The organism is Aquirufa salirivi (genome assembly GCF_045310485.1).
Taxonomy (GTDB): Bacteria; Bacteroidota; Bacteroidia; order Cytophagales; family Spirosomataceae; genus Aquirufa; species Aquirufa salirivi.
Genome location: NZ_JBEWZH010000008.1, coordinates 53647 through 74352 on the forward strand (window position 1 = coordinate 53647; position 20706 = coordinate 74352).

General features: G+C 38.5%; 16 protein-coding genes. 5 read left to right on the top strand and 11 right to left on the bottom strand.

The genetic code is table 11. From position 1 onward, the window contains the following. The first annotated feature begins 135 nt into the window (after positions 1 to 135). From U0R11_RS11185 to U0R11_RS11205, 5 genes are all read left to right on the top strand, one after another. Positions 136 to 3735 (top strand): PAS domain S-box protein, encoded by a 3600-nt coding sequence (locus U0R11_RS11185; RefSeq protein ID WP_406751766.1) that lies wholly within the window; start codon positions 136 to 138, stop codon positions 3733 to 3735. A 75-nt stretch (positions 3736 to 3810) separates the two neighbouring features. Next, complete coding sequence (locus tag U0R11_RS11190; protein WP_406751767.1) at positions 3811 to 4170, top strand: response regulator; 360 nt, start codon at positions 3811 to 3813, stop codon at positions 4168 to 4170. Positions 4171 to 4187: 17 nt separating this feature from the next. After that, entirely contained in the window at positions 4188 to 5030 is an 843-nt protein-coding gene (locus U0R11_RS11195) for a hypothetical protein (protein ID WP_406751768.1), read from the top strand. A gap of 1 nt (position 5031) precedes the next feature. Next, positions 5032 to 6456: a glycosyltransferase family 2 protein gene (locus tag U0R11_RS11200; RefSeq protein ID WP_406751769.1), complete on the top strand. Its 1425-nt coding sequence runs from the start codon at positions 5032 to 5034 to the stop codon at positions 6454 to 6456. Positions 6457 to 6645: 189 nt separating this feature from the next. Continuing rightward, positions 6646 to 9030, top strand: a complete 2385-nt coding sequence (locus tag U0R11_RS11205) for a zinc-dependent metalloprotease (RefSeq protein ID WP_406751770.1) — start codon at positions 6646 to 6648, stop codon at positions 9028 to 9030. 120 nt (positions 9031 to 9150) lie between these two features. Here the strand turns inward: U0R11_RS11205 and U0R11_RS11210 are convergent, their stop codons facing one another. The 11 genes from U0R11_RS11210 to U0R11_RS11260 form a co-directional block, all read right to left on the bottom strand. Next, positions 9151 to 9672 carry a hypothetical protein gene (locus U0R11_RS11210; RefSeq protein WP_406751771.1) on the bottom strand — a complete coding sequence of 174 codons (522 nt, stop codon included), beginning with the start codon at positions 9670 to 9672 and terminating at the stop codon, positions 9151 to 9153. A gap of 13 nt (positions 9673 to 9685) precedes the next feature. After that, a complete protein-coding gene (locus tag U0R11_RS11215; RefSeq protein WP_406751772.1) occupies positions 9686 to 11113 on the bottom strand; it encodes an amidohydrolase in 1428 nt (475 codons plus the stop codon). Positions 11114 to 11132: 19 nt separating this feature from the next. Further along, positions 11133 to 12020: a hypothetical protein gene (locus U0R11_RS11220; RefSeq protein ID WP_406751773.1), complete on the bottom strand. Its 888-nt coding sequence runs from the start codon at positions 12018 to 12020 to the stop codon at positions 11133 to 11135. 104 nt (positions 12021 to 12124) lie between these two features. Then, on the bottom strand, positions 12125 to 12424 hold the full coding sequence (locus U0R11_RS11225; RefSeq protein WP_406751774.1) for a hypothetical protein: 300 nt from the start codon (positions 12422 to 12424) through the stop codon (positions 12125 to 12127). A 180-nt stretch (positions 12425 to 12604) separates the two neighbouring features. Next, positions 12605 to 13849: a glucuronyl esterase domain-containing protein gene (locus U0R11_RS11230; protein WP_406751775.1), complete on the bottom strand. Its 1245-nt coding sequence runs from the start codon at positions 13847 to 13849 to the stop codon at positions 12605 to 12607. Positions 13850 to 13876: 27 nt separating this feature from the next. After that, positions 13877 to 14785: a substrate-binding domain-containing protein gene (locus tag U0R11_RS11235; protein WP_406751776.1), complete on the bottom strand. Its 909-nt coding sequence runs from the start codon at positions 14783 to 14785 to the stop codon at positions 13877 to 13879. Position 14786: 1 nt separating this feature from the next. Further along, positions 14787 to 15734: an ABC transporter permease gene (locus tag U0R11_RS11240; protein ID WP_406751777.1), complete on the bottom strand. Its 948-nt coding sequence runs from the start codon at positions 15732 to 15734 to the stop codon at positions 14787 to 14789. Positions 15735 to 15741: 7 nt separating this feature from the next. Further along, a complete protein-coding gene (locus U0R11_RS11245) occupies positions 15742 to 17235 on the bottom strand; it encodes a sugar ABC transporter ATP-binding protein (RefSeq protein WP_406751778.1) in 1494 nt (497 codons plus the stop codon). Positions 17236 to 17255: 20 nt separating this feature from the next. Further along, a complete protein-coding gene (locus U0R11_RS11250; RefSeq protein ID WP_166375654.1) occupies positions 17256 to 18413 on the bottom strand; it encodes a Gfo/Idh/MocA family protein in 1158 nt (385 codons plus the stop codon). 21 nt (positions 18414 to 18434) lie between these two features. After that, entirely contained in the window at positions 18435 to 19466 is a 1032-nt protein-coding gene (locus tag U0R11_RS11255; protein ID WP_166375655.1) for a sugar phosphate isomerase/epimerase family protein, read from the bottom strand. Positions 19467 to 19488: 22 nt separating this feature from the next. Further along, positions 19489 to 20697 carry a class I mannose-6-phosphate isomerase gene (locus U0R11_RS11260; RefSeq protein WP_269003445.1) on the bottom strand — a complete coding sequence of 403 codons (1209 nt, stop codon included), beginning with the start codon at positions 20695 to 20697 and terminating at the stop codon, positions 19489 to 19491. Positions 20698 to 20706: the final 9 nt, after the last annotated feature.

Consider the following 20706-nt stretch of genomic DNA (forward strand, 5'->3'; position numbering starts at 1 on the left):
ATGGCTAATTTAGGTCACTGTTCACTGTGTTTCATAAATTCATGTATCATACCATTACCTCCCGTTGCGCAAGGAATAATTGGGTGCATTTTCTAGCTTTTGCTCTGGAGGTAAATCTTCTCTACTCGATAACCTATGCAAGCTAATGTTTTACCTGTTCCTCATAATGAGGAGGATAGATTAAGAGCATTATTACAATATAATATTCTTGATACCATTTCAGAAGAAGAATTTGATGACCTGACACAATTGGCCTCGTCTATTTGTCAAGTACCCATTGCTTTGATTTCCTTAATTGACAAAGAAAGACAATGGTTCAAATCCAAAATTGGTATTTCAAAAGAAGAGACTAGTCGAGATATATCCTTTTGCCAGTACACAATCATGGGTGATTCGATATTTGAAGTTCAAAATACACTTCAAGATGAGCGCTTTATAGATAATCCCTTTGTTACCGGACAAGATGAAATCCGCTTTTATGCAGGTGCACCTTTGCTCAACCCTGATGGATACGCCATAGGTTCCATATGCGTATTGGATCATGTACCTAGGCAATTAACAGATGAACAAAAAAAATCCTTACATACGCTTTCTAAACAAGTCATCAATCAATTAGAACTTCGACAAAAAAACATCCAATTAAAAAATGAGATTGCTTCTTTGGCCAAAGACGCCTTGGAAGTATTGACAAAAGAACTCAACTCCTATAAACTTGCCTTGGATCAAACCTCTTGTATCATCATCACTGATGAGCATGGGATTATCAAATTTGTCAATGAGACCACATGTAAAGTTACCAAATTCAGTAAAGAAGAATTGATTGGTCAGCATAACCGTATCTTAAATTCAGGTTACCATAAGTCTGACTATTTTGCCGATATGTGGAAAACCATTCAAAATGGATCCATTTGGAAAGGAGAAATAAAAAACAAAGCCAAAGACGGCTCCTTATTTTGGGCAGATTTAACCATCGTTCCCATATTTGATGAAGAAGGGAAAGCCAGTAAATTTCTAGCCATCAAAAGCGATATCACCCGCCAAAAACAGGGTGAAGATCAACTAAAACAGTATTTTGATTTGTCGAAAGACTTACTGTGCATTGCCAATGTGAATGGATATTTTGAACGCATAAGTCCAAGTTTTTCAGAGATTCTTGGTTTTTCAAACGAAGAGCTCATGAGCAAGCCATTCTATGATTTCATTGTAGCCGAGGATGTACTTCCGACTCAAAAAGTCATATCTAGCTTAGCAGAAGGAAAGGATGTGATCAATTTTGAGGCAAGGTTTACTTGTAAATCCGGTGGTCACCGAATCTTAAGTTGGAATGCCTCACCCAACAAAGAGTCTGGTTTATTATTTGCCACAGCCAGGGATATTACGGAAATCAAAGCAAGGGAAGAGGAAAACAAACGACTTTCCTTTGTTGCCCGCGCAACTGACAACATGGTGGTCATCACAGACAAAACGCAAAGAATTCAATGGGTCAATGAACCATTTGAAAAAATATCAGGCTATACTTTTGAAGAATCACTGGGTAAAAAACCGGCAGAACTTGTTCAGTTTTCGGAAACCAGTGTAGAAACTCGTCGAGCTATCCGAGAAGCTCTCAATCAATTAAAGCCTTATAGAGGTGAGATTCAAAATATCAGTAAATCAGGTAGAAAATATTGGGTAGATGTATTTATAAGTCCCATTTTCAATGATTATGGGGACATCATCAATTACATTGCCATTGAATCTGACATTACTGAAAAAAAGGAAAAAGACAATAATATTTCCAATTTACTGGCTACTCAAAAAGCTATTTTCTATGGTGTAGGATTGGGTGTTATTTTTACTGATACCCAAGGTATCATTCAAAACATCAATCAAGCAGCCTTGAATTTATTGGAGTACAAGGGTGCTGAACTCATTGGAAAGTCCACTCCTGCCCTATTTCATGATCCAGAAGAAATTAAAAAACGTACCAAAGACTTAAGCTTGGAACTGGGCATTGATCTTAAAACTAGTTTTGACACTTTTGTCTATAAAGCGAGAAGCCAAGGTGTAGCTGATGCCAACGAGTGGACATATATTTCTAAATCAGGGAAGCGCATTCCTGTATGGTTAAGTGTGACCTGTATTCGCCATGTCAATGGGGGAATCTTAGGTTATTTGGGCGTATCAGAAGATTATACACTGAAAAAACAAGTGGAAAATGAGTTAATCCAGGCCAAAACCTTGGCTGAACAAGCCGTGTTTGCCAAAGATAGTTTCTTGGCCAATATGAGTCATGAAATCAGAACTCCCTTAAATGCAGTCATTGGTTTCACCGAACTTCTGACACAAAGTGAATTATCCACTGAACAAAAAGAATACGTAGAGCATATCCAAACTGCAGGCGATAATTTATTAGTGATCATCAATGAAATCCTTGATTTATCAAAAATAGATTCTGGACAATTGCATATTGAGGAGCATCCTTTCCATTTAAAAAATACACTTAAGCATGTGTATGAATTACTCAAAGTAAAAGCACAAAAAAACCATTTGGACTTTAGCTTATTATTGGATGCAGAAATCCCTGATTCAATCATCGGTGACAAAGTCCGAATTAACCAAATTTTGATGAATTTAGCGGGAAATGCGATAAAATTCACCGAAGAGGGGGAAGTCGTTATTTCTGTCAAAAAAACGGCTGAAACAGATTCCACTGTTACACTCCGTTTTTCAGTTAAAGATACCGGAATAGGCATAGCTCAGGACAAACTCGAAAGTATTTTCGAAAGATTTAGACAAGCAGAAGAAAGCACCACTAGGAAGTTTGGAGGAACGGGATTAGGTTTGAATATTGCCAAGCAAATGGTAGAACTTCAGCATGGGAAATTAGAAGTAAAAAGTAAGTTAGGTCAAGGCTCAGAATTTTTCTTTAGCTTGGAATTCAAGAAAAACTTGCAGGAAAATAAAGAAATAATCAATGAAAACAATCAAGTAAAAAATGAACTTGGGAAATTGTCTATTCTCTTATGTGAAGACAATGAATTGAACCAGCGACTGGCTAAAACGGTCGTTCAAAATTTTGGTTTTGAAATTGATGTAGCTGCCAATGGACATTTAGGCATAGAAATGCTAAAAAAGAAAGAATATGACCTCATTTTGATGGATTTACAAATGCCTGTTCAAGATGGCTATCAAACCACCATTATGATACGCAATGAGCTGAACATGAATATTCCGATCATTGCTATGACTGCTCATTCATTAGTAGGTGAGCAACAAAAATGTTTTGATATTGGGATGAATGCTTATGTGGCTAAACCATTTAAGCAATTTGAATTGTTGGATGCTATCCAAGATGTCATAAAAAAAAGGAATCTACTTAAAACACAATCAGACAAAACAAGCTCTGAGGTTCCTAAGGAAGGCAAAATAATGGCGATTGATTTTACTTATTTAGATGAATTGTCTGGCGGTGATCAGGACTTTAAACATGAGATGGTGGAACTTTTTATTAAAAATGTGCCTGAAGATTTAGCCGTACTTAATCAGGCCATTCAAACTAAAAATCAAGAGCAAATAAAGAAATCCGCACATCACATGAAATCTTCCTTAGCCATGTTCCAATTGTCGAAAGGAATAGCATTTTTAGAAACCGCCGAACATCAATCAAGCCATGAAACCATGGATCCAAAATTACCTGAAAGCTTTCAAGATTTCCAAACATATATACAGTCCGTTATCTTGTCATTAAAATAATTACGCTAATCTACCTCATACAAAAGTCTGGAAAACAAGATTTTAATCGTGTCCTAGACTTATAAATTTTATCAAATGAACGTTTTACTCGCTGAAGACAATGAAATATTGAGAACTTCGCTATCTTTCTTCTTAAAGAAGCAAGGTTTTCAAGTTAGCCCATTTAGTAATGGGAAAGATGCTCTTGAATCCCTACAAAATCAGGTCTATGATATCATATTAACGGATATCAACATGCCTGGTGTTAGTGGTTTGGAATTAACGGAATATGTCCGGAATACTTTACATTCAGAAACTCCAATCATCATATTTACTTCATCTACGGTAGAACAAACAGAATTAGATTCTTTTAGAATTGGCGCTAATGAATTCATTGCCAAACCTGTTAGTCCGGCTATTTTATTAATTAGAATGAATAAATTATTGAATAAATAAGTCAAAGCTACTTACGGATGTTAGAATACGGTAAACAGATTATTTCAGGATTAGACCCTACCGACTTTTTCATTGTAGGCGCTATTACTTTGTTTTCTTTGGTTTCCATCATCTTATTCATCGCCATTGTATTAAGTCGCTTGTACCACATACAACAAGCCATACATTTTGAAAAGAATACGGAAACGATCAATAATCTGTTGTTAGAAATTCTATTTAACGACAAGAGCTATTTTGATTTAATGGAAGACAAAAAGCTACAACGATTATTATCTATTCCTCAATTTAGGGCTCAATTGATGGAATCAGTCATCAATTTACACCAAAATTACGATGGAGAATACGCAGAAAGTCTGAAGAAATTTTATGTGGAATCTCAATTAATGGCAGATTCATTTGCTAAGTTGAAGCACAAGAATTGGGAAATTAAATGCAAGGGAATCAAGGAATTAACGGAGATGAATATCAAAAGAGCCTATGGTCAATTGGTCGAAATATCCAAATCCAATCATCCTATTTTGAAAATCAATGCCTTAAATGGCTGCATTAAAATCAATGGGCCTCAAGGCATCATTCACTTGGCTAACCATAAATATACGATTGATTTATGGACACAATTAAACATCATTGATGCTTTGAAAAAAACGTCTTTATTAGATACTCAAAACATTGAACTATTACTTCAGGCTAAAAATAATTCAGTGATAAGTTTAGGTTTAAAAATCATTCGAACATTTAGAATATTTGAAAAACAAAGTCATGTCGAAGCCTTATTGCAACAAAAACATGATAAACATATTATTAAGGAAGCTGAAAATCTATTAGCTACGTTTGGCACTTATGGTAAAGAGATAAACTGACATGGGACCTTCTAATTTACCCTTTCTGGTTGAATGGTATTTAAACATAGCATTGGGCTATGCCGTCACCATCATGACTTCTTACATCTATTTGGCCTATTTGTCGGTTAAAGAATTAAAAGCTTATCTCAAGAGAAACAGTTTTGAAAATTACGAAGTTTTACTTTCGAGTGAATACGCCCCTTACTTATCGATCATTGCACCAGCCTATAATGAAGGATTTACCATTGAAGAGAATGTCAAATCACTCTTATCATTGAATTACAATCACTATGAGGTCATTATCGTCAATGATGGTAGTAAGGATAATTCCATGGAAATACTACAATCAACTTATGATTTGGTTCCTTTGGAAATAGAAAAAATGGGCTCAATACCTACGAAAACCATTAAGGCCGTATATCAATCTAAAAATCCAGCTTTCAATAAATTGATTGTGGTGGATAAAGCAAATGGGGGGAAAGCGGATGCCTTAAATGTAGGGATCAATATATCCAAACATCCTTATGTAGTTTGCATCGATGTCGACTGTATTTTGGATAAAGATGCTTTATTAAAATTGGTAAAACCCTTTATGGAAACCAACCACAAAAGGGTCATCGCTACGGGAGGTGTTGTACGAATTGCAAATCAATGCATCATTCAAGACGGTAGATTGATTGAAGTGAATATTCCCGACAAATTAATGCCTCGAGTTCAAGTATTGGAATATTTACGTGCCTTTTTATTGGGACGTATGGCCTGGGAAAGGCTAGATGGGCTTTTGCTTATCAGTGGGGCATTTGGAGCATTTGACAAGGAAATTGTGATTGCGGCAGGTGGATACAATACTCAAACAGTAGGTGAAGATATGGAGTTGGTGGTAAGAATGCGCCGTTATATGCATGAAAGAAAATTAGCCTATACAGTAAGCTACATCCCCGATCCACTGTGCTGGACCGAAGCACCAGAATCAATGGATATATTCATGAAACAGAGGAGTCGATGGATGCGTGGTACGATAGAAACCTTATGGTCGCATCGAATTATGTTTTTGAATCCCAAATACAAATTATTGGGCTTAGTTAGTGTCCCATATTGGACATTTTTTGAGTTTTTTGCACCACTAGCAGAAGTGATAGGTATTGTAGCCACCTTATATTTTATTTTGGTCGGTATGATGAATTGGCACTATTTCTTCTTGCTCATGATTTTTGTGTATGCATTTGCGATTCTATTTTCCATCCTTACTTTATTTACGGAGGAACGCACTTACCATAAATACGATAAAATAAGTGATTTTTTAAAGTTGGTTGGCGCCGCCTTCATTGAGCCTTTTTATTTTCATCCTTTGAGTGTCATTTCGGCATTTAAGGGCTATATCGATAAGATCAAAGGCACACATTCCTGGGGAGAAATGACGAGGAAAGGCTTTAATAAGAAATGATAAATTATAAATTATAAGTTATAAATGGTGAATGGCAAATTATGAATGCCTGAAATAAATTTTATGTTTAAACTTTCCCTTTTAAAACGGTCAACATCATTCAGGCATTCACATCTAAACACTTATAACTAAACACTAATAACTAATCCCTACTAATTAATTCTTCATTCTACATTCTACATTTTTACCATGAAAGCATATAAACTACTCTTACTCGTTATTTTACTAAGTTATCAGGCATCAGGTCAGGTGATAGAAAAATTGAAATCCATGAAAGCCTACACTGGATTTGTTAATTTCTATTACGATGAAAGCACGGACAAAATCTATTTGTCGGTAGATAAGCTAAATCAAGAATTTCTATATGTGTATTCATTAAGTCAGGGAGTAGGAAATAATGATTTAGGTTTGGATAGAGGCCAGTTAGGAAATGAGCAAGTCGTCTATTTTGAGAAGCAAGGAAATAAACTATTTCTTATTCAACCAAACTATCAATATAGGGCCAATACTACGAATCCTTTGGAAAAGATTTCGGTGCAACAAGCATTTGCTAAATCCATTCTATTTGGATTTAAAATTGAAGGCCAAGAAAATGGAAAATACCTCATTGATGCTACTGAATTTTTATTGCAGGACGCGCATGGTGTGTTAAAAACATTAACTAGAGCAAAGCAGGGATCTTATCAATTGGATAAATCAAGAAGTTCATTATTACTTGAAAGGACCAAATCTTTCCCCAAAAATGCTGAATTTGAGGCTCGACTTACCTTTTCTGGAAATGCGACTGGTTCAGAGATTCGCTCAGTAACTCCAAATCCAGATTATGTGACGGTGGTGGAACACCATTCGTTCATAGAACTACCTGATAATCAATATAAACCCAGGGTATATGACCCAAGATCAGGTTCTAATGCCATCTCCTTCATGGATTATGCCACGCCCGTAACAGAAGCTATTGAAAAGAAATGGATAACACGCCATCGATTAGAAAAGAAAGATCCTAGTGCAGCCATCAGTGAAGCCATTAAACCCATTGTTTATTACCTAGACAATGGTACGCCTGAGCCTATCCGATCCGCCTTATTAGAAGGGGGCAAGTGGTGGAACCAAGCGTTTGAAGCTATTGGATACAAAGATGCGTTTCAAGTAAAAATTTTACCTGATGATGCTGATCCTATGGATGTCAGGTATCATGTGATCCAGTGGGTTCATCGCTCTACTAGAGGATGGAGCTATGGCGCTAGTATTGCTGATCCAAGGACAGGTGAAATTATCAAAGGGCATGTGAGTTTGGGAAGTTTACGGATCCGACAAGATTTCATGATTGCCCAATCACTGATGAATGCACCTTATGCTAGCAATAATCAAAATAACCAGCCCATGCTGGAAATGGCCTTAGCTCGTATTCGTCAATTGGCGGCCCATGAAATAGGCCATACCCTTGGTTTTGCGCATAATTATGCTGCAAGTGCCAAAGGGAATTCGAGTGTGATGGATTATCCTCATCCACGTGTAGGGTTTCAAGGAAATGAAATTGATTTATCGAAAGCCTATGATCGAAATATAGGGGAATGGGACAAAGTCTCGGTAGATTATGCTTATGGACAACATCAGGAGGAGGAACTTCCAGCTATTTTAAATAATGCCTATGAAAAAGGCATGAGATTCATTACGGATTTTGATGCCCGCAATCCAGGAGGTGCGCATATTTATGCGCATTTATGGGACAATGGAAATACTGTTGTGGATGAATTACATCGTTTGCTAGGAGTTAGAAAACAAGCCATCAAACAGTTCTCGGTTGACAACATGCGCCAAGGGGAAAGCTACTCAAAATTAGAAGACATGTTTGTCCCATTATATTTTATGCACCGCTACCAAACAGAAGCCGTTAGTAAAATAATAGGTGGTTATGAGTATAATTATGCGGTCAAAGGTGGAAAAGAATTGGTACTCAAGCCAGCCTCCAAAAATCTTCAGTTAGCAGCTTTACAGCAATTAATGAAAACTTTACAAGCCGATGAACTGGCCATTCCAAAAGAAAAACTGAGTTTATTTCCTCCCCGTGCCTTTGGCTTTCCTAGAACAAGAGAATCCTTTAAAAGCAAAACAGGTTTAACTTTTGATGCCTTGGGAGCAGTAGAAACCGCGGCTGAATTCACGTTAGATTTTTTACTACATCCTGATAGAATTTCTAGAATTCAACAAAACCATGCGATAGATGTCTCCAATTTGGGACTAAATGAACTGTTACAAAAAATAAGCCAACAAACCCTCGAAAAAAGCTGGTCGGACTCGTATTTAAATGCAGCTCAAGAAACCATCAACTTTAAAGTATGTGAAGCAGTAATTAATACCTTACATGCGCCCACGTTGGCACCTTTGGCAAAGGTAGAACTATACGCTAGTATCAAAAAGTGGCAGCAATTCTTTGCCCAAAAAGGAAAAACAAGTTCATTTGCTCTTTACATGCATCAATTCATTCAAGAATCACTTGACCATCCCAATGAATGGAAAGCTTTGGCTAGTCCCAGTATTCCTGATGGCGCTCCGATTGGAATGGATTGCTATTAATCAATAAAACTCGATTTCCTGAAGATTAAGAAAAAAAGAATAGGAAATAAATCATTTAATTATAGAACACAGGAATGCAATTAGCTCTTATTTTTCAAATAGGAGCTTTTTTGTTTTCTATCAATTCAGGGAAAAAATGACCGCAGTGGACCAAATAGTCCAAGTTCTTCCTAGTCGATCTTCTGAATCTGATTCCAATTTGATCCCTACACGAAGGTCATTTGAGGATTTCAAATTTTGAGAAGGTATTTTATACCAAGTCATACCCACTTGATCTTTTGATATGATTGCTTTTCTAGCAATTAGTGCTTGTTCCAACTGTTGGATCAAATGGAGTTTAGTCGGTGAAAATAAAAATTGAACTTGGTTATTTTCTTTTCTAATCAACCGCATTTGATTAACACGACTGCTTGGCGCTAAATATTCTAGTTCATAGCCGCGATGAAATTCTTGATACTGGAATTGTTTCATCAATTCTTGAAACCTCTCTTTATTGGCCTCCAATAAAATTAATCCAGTTTCTAAATTGGGAGTTAAATAGGTGGAATAATCATCTGATTCGCGCTGCAAAGGCGGAACTGTCTGTGCCCAAATGGATTGATAATAACAAAAAATCAATAAGAAACCTGCCCAATATTTCATATACCTTCAAGCATTAATCACGGTAGTTCAATGCAGGGGGCCTATTTCCTAAAAGTGATTTATATACAAAATTAGGCCCTCTTCTTTGATCAAATTCGGTTTTTGCCTCTTTTATCCACTCGGGGTGCTTGAATAAATCGATGGCGGTAGAAGCTAAGGTTTTTGCAGCTACCATCATGCCTTTCCGACCAATGGAAGTACCTCCTGCAGCTACTGCTTGCCAGCTATGAGCACTGGTTCCTGGAACCCAAGCGGCTGTTCCTAAACCAATGGTGGGAACAGTCCAGCTGACATCAGCCACATCCGTAGAGCCTGTAGCTAAATTATCACCTTCATTCAATCCCTTAATTTGATTGGTCGTAGCCAAATCCACTATTTCCATACCCTCCGACTGCTGGATTTGCTTGGCAAAAGCCAATTCGCTGGGATTCAATGTATAACCTCCCACTGCTTGCAAGTTGCCATGCATGATTTTAGCTAATCGATCATTCGGTAGCATTTCATATACCCCACCAATGACTTCTGCTTCATATTTAGTACCTGTTCCCAATGCTGCTCCCTTCGCAGCATTTTCTAAACGATCCCAAACGTCCAACACTATATCTCGTTTAGGAGAACGAACATAGTAATAGACTTCCGCAAAATCGGGTACAATATTGGGGGCTTTTCCACCATGGGTAATAACATAATGCAAACGGGTAGTCGAAGGAATATGTTCACGCATCATATTAGCCATGTAATTCATGGCTTCAACAGCATCTAAGGCTGATCTGCCTCTTTCTGGTGAGGCGGCAGCATGTGAGGATAAACCGTAAAACCGAAATTTCCCAGCTTTATTAGCCAAGGAATTACTCATAGAAATTACATGCTGATTGTTGGGATGCCAGTGTAACATCACATCTGCTTGAGAAAACAAACCTTCCCGTACCATATACACTTTACCAGAGCCCCCTTCTTCGGCCGGACAACCATAGAACTTAATTGTTCCTTTTTGACCTGTTTCTTGCATCCATTCTTTCACGGCAATGGCAGCTGCAACGGAACCCGTTCCAAATAAATGGTGACCACAGGCATGCCCTGCCAAATTACCCAAACTTCTTTTAGTAGGAATGGAATCTTGTGACATCCCAGGTAATGCATCGTATTCGCCCATGATGCCAATGACCGGTTTTCCTTGTCCAAAAGTGGCCACAAAAGCCGTCGGAATATCGGCCACGCCAGATTCAATGGTAAATCCCGCTTTTCTTAATGTTTCTTGCAAAAGCGTGGAACTTTGTTTTTCCTTATAGCCTACTTCTGCAAATCGCCAAATTTGATTGGCCAATTGTCCGTATTGATGCTCTTTTTGTTGTATCCTTTGAATAACTTTTTTCTTATCCGCCTCTTGGGCTACCAAAGTAAAACAGAAACAAAACAAGACACATGTAAAAATAGGTTTCATAGGATTGTTATTGATGTTGTTAATTTCTCCATTTTGCTAACTCAAATTTCGCCATTTCCTCTTCCCTATCATACATATTTTTATCAAATAAGGAAGCATGGCCACAATCTGTATCATTGGTCCAAGCATGTTTGGCAAATGGCAAATATGATTCATTCACCATTTTATAACCCCTCAAAGACATGCCTTGAAACCACAAAATCCCATTGTCCATACTATTTTTCAGTCCAAAGGGTGCCACAGGTCCAAAAGGACTTGTTAATGGGCGGGCCTTGACTAAATTTATTAACGCAGCATGTTCATTGAGGCGACATTCTGGTAGAGGCCAACTCAGTTGACCATCTTCTACCAATCCATGCTTAACAGCCCTACCTTCAGGTCTAGATTGGTATAGGGTATTTAATTCATCCATAGATGGACGGTAATCCCAATATCGATTCCCATCACAAAGCTCACCCAATGCCGGGCAATTCCAGCACTGGCCCACTTGACCTATTCCAATTGAATCACCAATTTTAGATAAATAATGACCTATCAAATCATCCGTAAAAAGCATGTCATTGTGCATTAAAAATAACCACTTAGCCTGGCTTTTTTCCCAAGTATACTGACTCCGAATGGAATAGCGGTAATCTTTTAAATTCAACAATATCCGATTGAATAAACCTTTTCTTCTACCTTCCCACCAGCCAAAGAAAAACTTAGGCTTAAAATATATGATAGGCAAGCCTTCCAAAAGTGACCTTAATAAAGCTTCATCAAAACCCTCAGGTTGGCTTTTTTCTAATGTGACATATATTTGTTGGATATGCTGCCCAGAATTTTTCACTAATGACCATATGCTTACCGCAGTTTGATAAGGCTTTCCATACACATTAATGGCAACATCTACTTTTTGAACTATCATAGGCTTTTAATTACTCTAAAATTAATGGTAAATGGCGAATGGTGAATGGTGAATTAAATATGAAATGAGTTGAGTGATTCAATTTATAATTCATCATTTAAAATTTAAAAAGGTTCATATTTAGCCTGAATGATATAATAATTTCCATTTTTACCCTGAATAATGGAATTCCCTAAATCATCTATATCATTGATTTCCAGTGTCTCTTGAAGGAATTTAGAGCCTTTGGGAAAACGAATACCTATTACAAAACAGCCTTCTATTTCCACGGCAATTCGTTCAAATACAGTAGAATCTTTCGTGATTGAATTCCTTTGAATTACTGTTGCCGGATATGCTCCATCCTCAAAAATACAGGCATAAGGCAAATGAGCATTTTTTTTCTCCTGCGCCTTTTTTTTCAATTGGGATTTCTGTGAAAAAGCCCAATTAGGAATCAAAAAGAACAATATGAATAATAGACGAATCAAGGGCGCTTGAGAGAAATGAAGAATGAAGAATGTAGAATGTAGAATTAGATATTAAAGGGGAAGCCAAAACGATTAAAATTCACCATTTATAATTCATCATTTATAATTAATAATTTATTTAACTTCTTCTTTCCCAAACTTAATATACTGTTCCCAATCATATTCATTGATATCATGTTTTCCATCACGAATGTGGTATCTAATGAGCTTACCAACAGGTTGATTTAAACCAGGCATGTCGATATTCCCTAATCCTTTTTTACCGTATAAAGCATACACTTTTCCCATTTCTTGGGTACTTAAAAATTCCCCTTTAGGATCAGACCATTGATCTCCGAAAGCGGAAGCTACATAGACCGGTCGAGGAGCTAGTAAGCTTAATAAAATATGTTGGTCAAAAGGTAATTCATTTTCACGGTCAGCATAAGTGGCATATTTGGGCAGAAACCAATGTGGGAAGCTATTAGTAATGCGCCAAATGGTTTCCCCATAGATTCTTCTACTTAAAGCAGCTCCGCCTTCTCCTGATTCATTGGAAATAATGGCGGCAAATCGACGGTCATTAGCACCTGCCCATAAAGCAGCTTTCCCTAATCGAGAATGTCCGTGCAATATCACTTTCTCTCCATCAATTTCTTGGACACTTTGTGCCAAATCTAACATACGACTCAAACCCCAAGCCCAGGCTCCATTGGCAGTCCATTCTTCTGGCTTAAGGCCTAATTCGCTTGCCAACTTTGTTCTAAGGCTATTTTTATAACCCGTAGCAAAATCTTCTTCAAAATCACCACAGGCAGCCGTAATGGTTCCAAAACCAGCATCAATGACTTTTTCGATCTGCCAGCGACTAGCCCATTCTCCTCTGGAAGCTGTTTGAGAGATATTATTAATAAAATCAGGTGCATTATTACAAACTACATATTTATCAAAGATTGGAATACCCTCATCAGTACTGATGGTTTGATTTCCACAAAAATTCAAGCCCATAAATACGGGCACTTTCTTGCTCGATTTAGGCAATATGACCACCACCGTAACTTGAACTTTTCCAGCAAAATCCATTTTCCAGATCGACTGCACTGCTTTTCCTCCCAAAATTTCTTTCTGAGAAATTAAGGTATTAGTCTGCTTAACGGATTTTTTAGGCATTTGACCATACATATGGTCTGCAAACAGAGTTAACCAGGTAGTCCTATTCTTTTCCCAATCAGCTTGACTATTAATTTTCTTAGAACCAATAAGTAAAGGATCCGGTAAGGTATATTGACCGACTTTACTTTCATCATAATTCGCTACAAAAGGTTTTTGTTGAGCCATCATCGTAGTACTTATCAAACAAAAAAAGAGAAACTTTTTCATCGTGTAGATTTATTAAAAAGCTGTAAACTATTTTGATTTAACCTGAAAAGGAATCAAGACCTGTGTTTCTTTGATCGGCTTTTTGTGAATTAAATCCAAAGCCAGAGCAATCGCTTGGGCTCCTTGTTGTTCCGCATTTTGTAAAATTGTCGCATCTAGTGTCCCAGCATCTACGGCTTTTAAGGCATCTCCTATTCCGTCCACACTGACCACCACCACTTGACCTTTTTTCTTGGCATCCAACAATGCCTGCATGGCTCCAAGCCCCATTTCATCATTGTGCGCAAATACTCCTTGAATTTGATCACCATAAGATTGAATCCAATTCTCCATCAAAGACATCGATTTGGCACGATCCCATTCTCCCGTTTGCGTAGCTAATAATTTCAAGTTAGGATAAGCTTTCAAAGCCTCAACTGCTCCGCGCTCGCGATCTATCTGAGCGGCTTGGCCCATATAGCCTTGAATGATCAATATATTGCCTTTGCCATTCAATTTCTTCGCCAAAAAGTCGATAGCCATTTTAGCTGATTCAGCATCATCTGATCCAACCCAAGCATCCGGCTTTTCTTTGGTGGAAGAATTGACATTGACAATTGGAATACCAGCTTTTTTGGCGCGCAATATCGCTGGAGAGCTAGCCTCAAATTCGGCTGGATTTAAGATAATTGCATCCACTTGTTGACTAATAAAATTCTCAACTTGTTCTACTTGCTTCAATGCTGAGCGTTCCGCATCCACCACAATTAATTCCACATCGGCATCCTTGGCATGTTTTTCTAAAGATGCACTTACTTGCTGAATAAACTCATTTTGTAAACTCAACATAGATACCCCTATGACAATTTTCTTCTTTCCCCCAGATTCTTTGCTTCCACAAGCCCAGACCATCGCTACCACCAAAACTGCCCATAAAATGCGTAAACTAATTTTCATATCAACGTTTCATTTTTTGATAAACACTATCCAATACTACTGCTAATATAATGATTCCACCCATGACAACTTGTTGCCAATAGGCAGAAACATTTAATAAATCCAGTCCATTATTAATTACTCCAATGAATAACACACCCAAAAGCGTTCCAGTCATACTTCCTTTTCCTCCTCGAGTACTAGTTCCTCCAATGATTACCGCAGCTATGGCGTCTAATTCAAAGCCTAATCCGGCATTGGGCTGACCTGTGTTAATCCTGGCTGATAGTAATATGCCACCTAGCGCAGCGAATATTCCACTAAGGGTATAAACCCACCATTTAACTTTCGCTACAGGAATACCAGCCACCCAGGCGGCTGTTTCATTACCACCAATGGCTGTGACATAACGTCCAAATACCGTTTGTGTCAATACGAAATGACAAACGACATAGGTACCTAGCAAGAACAAAATAGGGATAGGTACACCAAACAAATCACCGTTCCCCAAATAATTAAAGGAATCGGATAAATCAGACACGGGTCTACCTGAAGATATGATCAATGCTGCACCCCGAGCGATGGTCATGGTACCTAAGGTCACGATAAAAGGCGGAACCTTGGATAATATGACCGTAAAGCCATTCATGGCACCCATGAAAGCCCCAACTCCTAAAGCCATCAATAAGGCTACATACACATTTCCTCCATCTGATTTGGCAAATAGTGCTGCCACCACACCCGCTACTGCTAACATGGAACCCAAAGACAAATCGATCCCACCTGAAATAATCACAAAAGTGACACCAAAAGCTAGAATGGCATTAACAGAAACTTGATTCAAGATGACCAAAAGATTGGTATCCGTTAAAAATCGAGGTGTCAAACTAGTGATTAACACGCACATTAAAATCAAGGCGAGGAAGATTCCTCCCGACTGACTCCCAATAAGTATTTTTTTCAAATTCATGTGCTTACTATTTCATAGCATAAGACATAATCTCTGCTGGATTGGTCTCTTCCTTATTCAAAATCGCAGTTTGTTTTCCCTTAGAAACAACTAAAATACGGTCACTCATGTGCATCAACTCAGGTAGATCAGATGATATTAAAATGATGGATTTCCCCTGTCGACTTAATTCCGCCATCAAGGAATATATTTCAAACTTGGCCTGTACATCAATTCCTCGTGTAGGTTCATCTAATATTAATACTTCCGGAAGATGTTGTAATACACGTCCAAAAACCACTTTTTGTTGGTTCCCGCCACTCAAATTCATCACCTGATGATCTGCTCCTTTGGACTTAATCTTAAGTCGGGATATATGACCAACAGCTATTTCTTTTTCTTTAGATTTGTCCAAAATCCCCCAGCGTTGAAATTCCAATAAGGAGGACAAAGTCAAATTATTCTGAATAGAAAATTCGGGAATAAACCCCATTTCTTTCCTATCTTCACTCACATAGCCTATTCCATGTGCGATCGCATCTTGTGGGCTTTTAAACTTGACCGATTGATTCTTCCAAAAGATCTCTCCTACTTGAGGAATTAATAAGCCTGATAAAGCCTTACCTATATCTGTCCTTCCTGCACCTACTAGTCCGCCAAAACCTAAAATCTCTCCTTGATGTAAATCAAACTCAATATCTTGAAATAAGCCAGGAATCCCTAATCCTTTAACTTGTAGGCAAACGTCACCCTTCATCACTTCGCGGTGAGGAAAAAACTGATTCATTTCGCGACCAACCATTTGTTGGACTACCTCCTGTTCTGTACATTCATCCCGAGATTTGGATGAAATCAAATAACCATCTCGTAAAACAGAGATTCGATCGGAGAAGCCAAATATCTCCTCCATTTTATGAGAAGTAAATAAAATACTAACTCCTTCATTTTTTAATTTATTAATCAGACGCCTAAACAGGGTTATTTCCCTTTCTGATAAAGATGATGTGGGTTCATCCATCAAAATCAAATGCGCACGTTGGGAAATGGCACGTAAAATTTCTACTAATTGTTGTTCGGCAATCGACAAATTCTTGATCAAAGTGTTTGGATCTAGGGGGATTTCGCAATCCGCCAATAATTCCAAGGTTTGTAATTGGGCATTTTTCTTCCTTTCCCAAGGCCAGAATCCCAATTCGTTCTCTCTACCTAAAAATATATTTTCTGCTACGCTTAATTCGGGAATCAGCATCAATTCTTGATGGATCATGGAGATTCCCGCATCCATGATTTGTTTCAAACTTGGCTGTTCGCGTTTTTGACCAAAAAAAATCACCTCCCCCTGGTCGGGAGAGATGATTCCTAACATAGTCTTCATTAAGGTCGATTTACCCGCTCCATTTTCCCCCACTAAAGCGTGGATTTCACCCGGAAACAAGGTTAAATCAATGGAATGCAAAATGGGAGTTCCCGAATAAGCAATAGATACTTGTTTGAGTTCTAAAACTGGTTTCTCTCCTTCCACCCTACATTCCTTTTAAAATATTAACAAGGCCACTCAACGTTGGTGTCCTTCCACTGCTTTTGCTTCGCTGAATCAATCACGGCCTCACATACTTTTTGTGTTTGCAATGCTTCACGGAAAGTAGGTGAACAAGGCTCTCCTGTCTCCAATGATTTCAAGAAATCAGCAGCTTGATGGACAAAGCTATGCTCATAACCGATGGATAATCCTGGAACCCACCATTTGTCCATGTAAGGTTGATCACCATCTGTTACTAAAATAGATTTCCAACCACGTACAATCGACTCATCAGCATGATCATACATTTCTAAGCGGTTCAGATCATGTAAATCCCAACGAAGTGAAGCATGCTCACCATTGATTTCAAAAGTATAAAGGGCCTTGTGTCCACGTGCATAGCGAGTCGACTCAAATAAACCTAATGAACCGTTTTCAAAGTGGCAGTGAAACAAACATGCATCATCGATACCTACTTTTTGTACTTGTCCAGATTCAGTATGTACACGCTCTTTAATGAAAGTCTCCGTCATAGCAGAAACATCCGTGATTCCTCCATTGATCCATAAGGCTGTATCAATGCAGTGTGCAAGCAAGTCGCCCGTAACACCAGAACCAGCAGCTTCCACATCTAAGCGCCATGTACCTGCTCCACCTTGAGGTAAATCAGGACTAATAGTCCAGTCTTGTAAGAAGTTAGCTCGGTAATGGAAAATACGTCCTAATTTACCTGAATCAACAATTTGCTTCGCTAAAGTAACGGCAGGTAAGCGACGGTAGTTATACCAAGTCGTGTTTTTCACACCAGCGGCTTCAATTTCCTTCACCATTTCTTCCCCTTCAGCCAATGTTCTAGATAAAGGTTTTTCACAAAGAATCATTTTTCCAGCTTTAGCAGCTGCAATGGAGATTTCCGCGTGTGTATCGTTAGGCGTACAAATATCTACCGCATCGATATCGTCACGGGCGATTAATTTACGCCAATCTGTTTCGTAAGAAGCATAGCCCCATTGTTCAGCAAATGCTTTCACTTTTTCCTCATTACGAGAGCAAACGGCCTGCATCACAGGCTCATAAGCTAGGTTAGGGAAAAAGTTTGTAATTCGGTTAAAACCGTTGGAGTGGGTTCTTCCCATGAAGCCAGTTCCGATCAATCCTATTCTTAATTTCTTCTTTTCCATTGTCAAATTTATTTCAAAATTTTAAGACCAACCATGGGCATTACGCACCTTAATCATGGTAGCTAAAATATCGTTCCAGGTTTTTTGTTGTAACATCACTTCATTGCTGAACATGCAGCCATCCCAACAAATGTGTTTGAATGCTTTGGTCAATTCACCTTTTTCATCACGTAGCCAGAATCCAGCGTCTTCAGCCACCACTAATTTCCCATTAGGATCAGTAGCTTGGCAGTGTCTACCTGTTTTATCGTGGCTACCTGTTCCGTGAACAGTACCATCATTTTGTGCTACGTGGAAGTCGATCGTCCAAGGGCGAAGCGCTGCGGTAATTTGACGTAATGCATCTTTCAATACTTCACGATCAGACCAATCATAGCCTTCTGGTAAAATACGATCTTCAGGAGCATTGTAACCCATGGTGTACAATAGAGTATGTGACATATCCGCTTGGAAACCGATGTTTTTACGATCTACCGCTTCTAATGTGGCAACCATGTGACGCCAAGAGTGCATGCCACCCCAGCAAATTTCACCTTCGGCAGCTAGGCTTTCGCCATAATCAGCCGCAACATCACAAGCACGTTGGAAAGTCTCAACGATTTTTTTTGAATTAGCCACTGGATCTTTGGCCCAATCAGACACGCCGCTAGCCGAGTCAATACGAACGATACCGTTCGGACGAATGCCCATTTCCCGTAATGTTTGACCAATTTCACATGATTTTTTAACCATGTCAACGAAAGTATCTTGATCAGCTTTAGAACCTATAGCTGGTCCACCCCAGATAGGAGCCACCAAACTACCAATTTCTAAACCATGAGCAGCTACTTTTTCAGCCAATCTTTTCGCTCCTTCTTTACCTGAATTAATGTCAAAATGTGGATCAAACAAACCCACGTCAACTCCATCAAATTTCACACCATCCACTTCTGCCGCAGCAGTCATTTCAAGCATTTGATCTAAAGAAATAACGGGCTCGGAATCTGGACCCTTACCCACGATGCCAGGCCAAGTGGCATTGTGCAATTTTGGATAATGATGTATTTGTGTCATTTGTTCAAATGGTTTATATCAATTATAATTTTAAATCTGGGTTGTTAGGACCAAAGTGCTTCAACATCACGATTGGGTCAGTAGAAGAGTGGTTTGTAATTACTACACCTTCCTGCGCTGCTTTTTCAGTCACGAAGAATTCATCATTGGTCAATTGTCCGTAACGAATCATGGCAGGAGTTTCTACATTCCAAACACCCATTTTACCATGACCTTGCATCATGATTAGGCCATAAGCTGCTGCATCTTTGATGGTTACAGTTTGACCTGGGAATACGGTTAATTCTTTGGCAGAGAATGCTTCTGAACGGTAGCAAACCCACTTCTCTGAATATCCTTCTTGAGCCATTTCAGCCTCATCTTTCACAGGAATTGGCGCCATAAAACGTGTTTCCAATAAATTTGGATTAGTGTTCAAATCCCAGTCAATCACTTCCATCAATTGGTCATAATTTCCAATCTCCTCTTTAGGAGTACCATTCCACAATAATTCTTCTGGAATGATTGCCTCGTTCACTAAAGATTGATACATCGCAAAAACGTCAGAAGCTTTCTGAGGCTCATAAGTACAAAGACTACCTGGTGCATGCAACATCCCCGGAGGCACATCCCAACCTGTTCCTGGAATTAATGGGAACGCTTGAGAGAACATAGTGATTTTATTATCTCCCTTGGTGAAATTCTGCAAACATTCTTTGATTTGCTCTTTGGTAGTACCAGGAGCTATTCCAAAGAAAGTATAAGGGAAATCTCCACCATGGTTATTCAATTGAGGAGGAAAATAATAGGCTTCAGGCTTACCCAATTGACCTATTTTAGCTGCATGCTCATCATTGTGGTGAATGTGATGAGGTAAAGGACCCATGTTATCAAAAAACTTGGAATACATAGGCCACGACTTATATTCATTCCAAAGACGATCTCCAATAATTTGGCCACCTAATTCTTCAATGACATCCTTTAATAGGATTTGTTCTTCCTTTCCTCCTTCAGAATAAACGACAGCACTAAGACCTTCATTTTCGCCTGTTAATGGGCCATTTTTAGCAGGGGTTGTAGATGATAACCAACGCTCATCAATTCCACCTCGTACTCCACCGAGTACATAATAATCATCTGGATGCAATTTAATACGACGACCTGGAACACAAAATGATCTTGGTACCCAAGTTGGCGCTAAACGCAATATGCCCTTTCCTTGCTCCAGGGCTTTTTCTGCTTTGTTTTTCATAAGAATAGG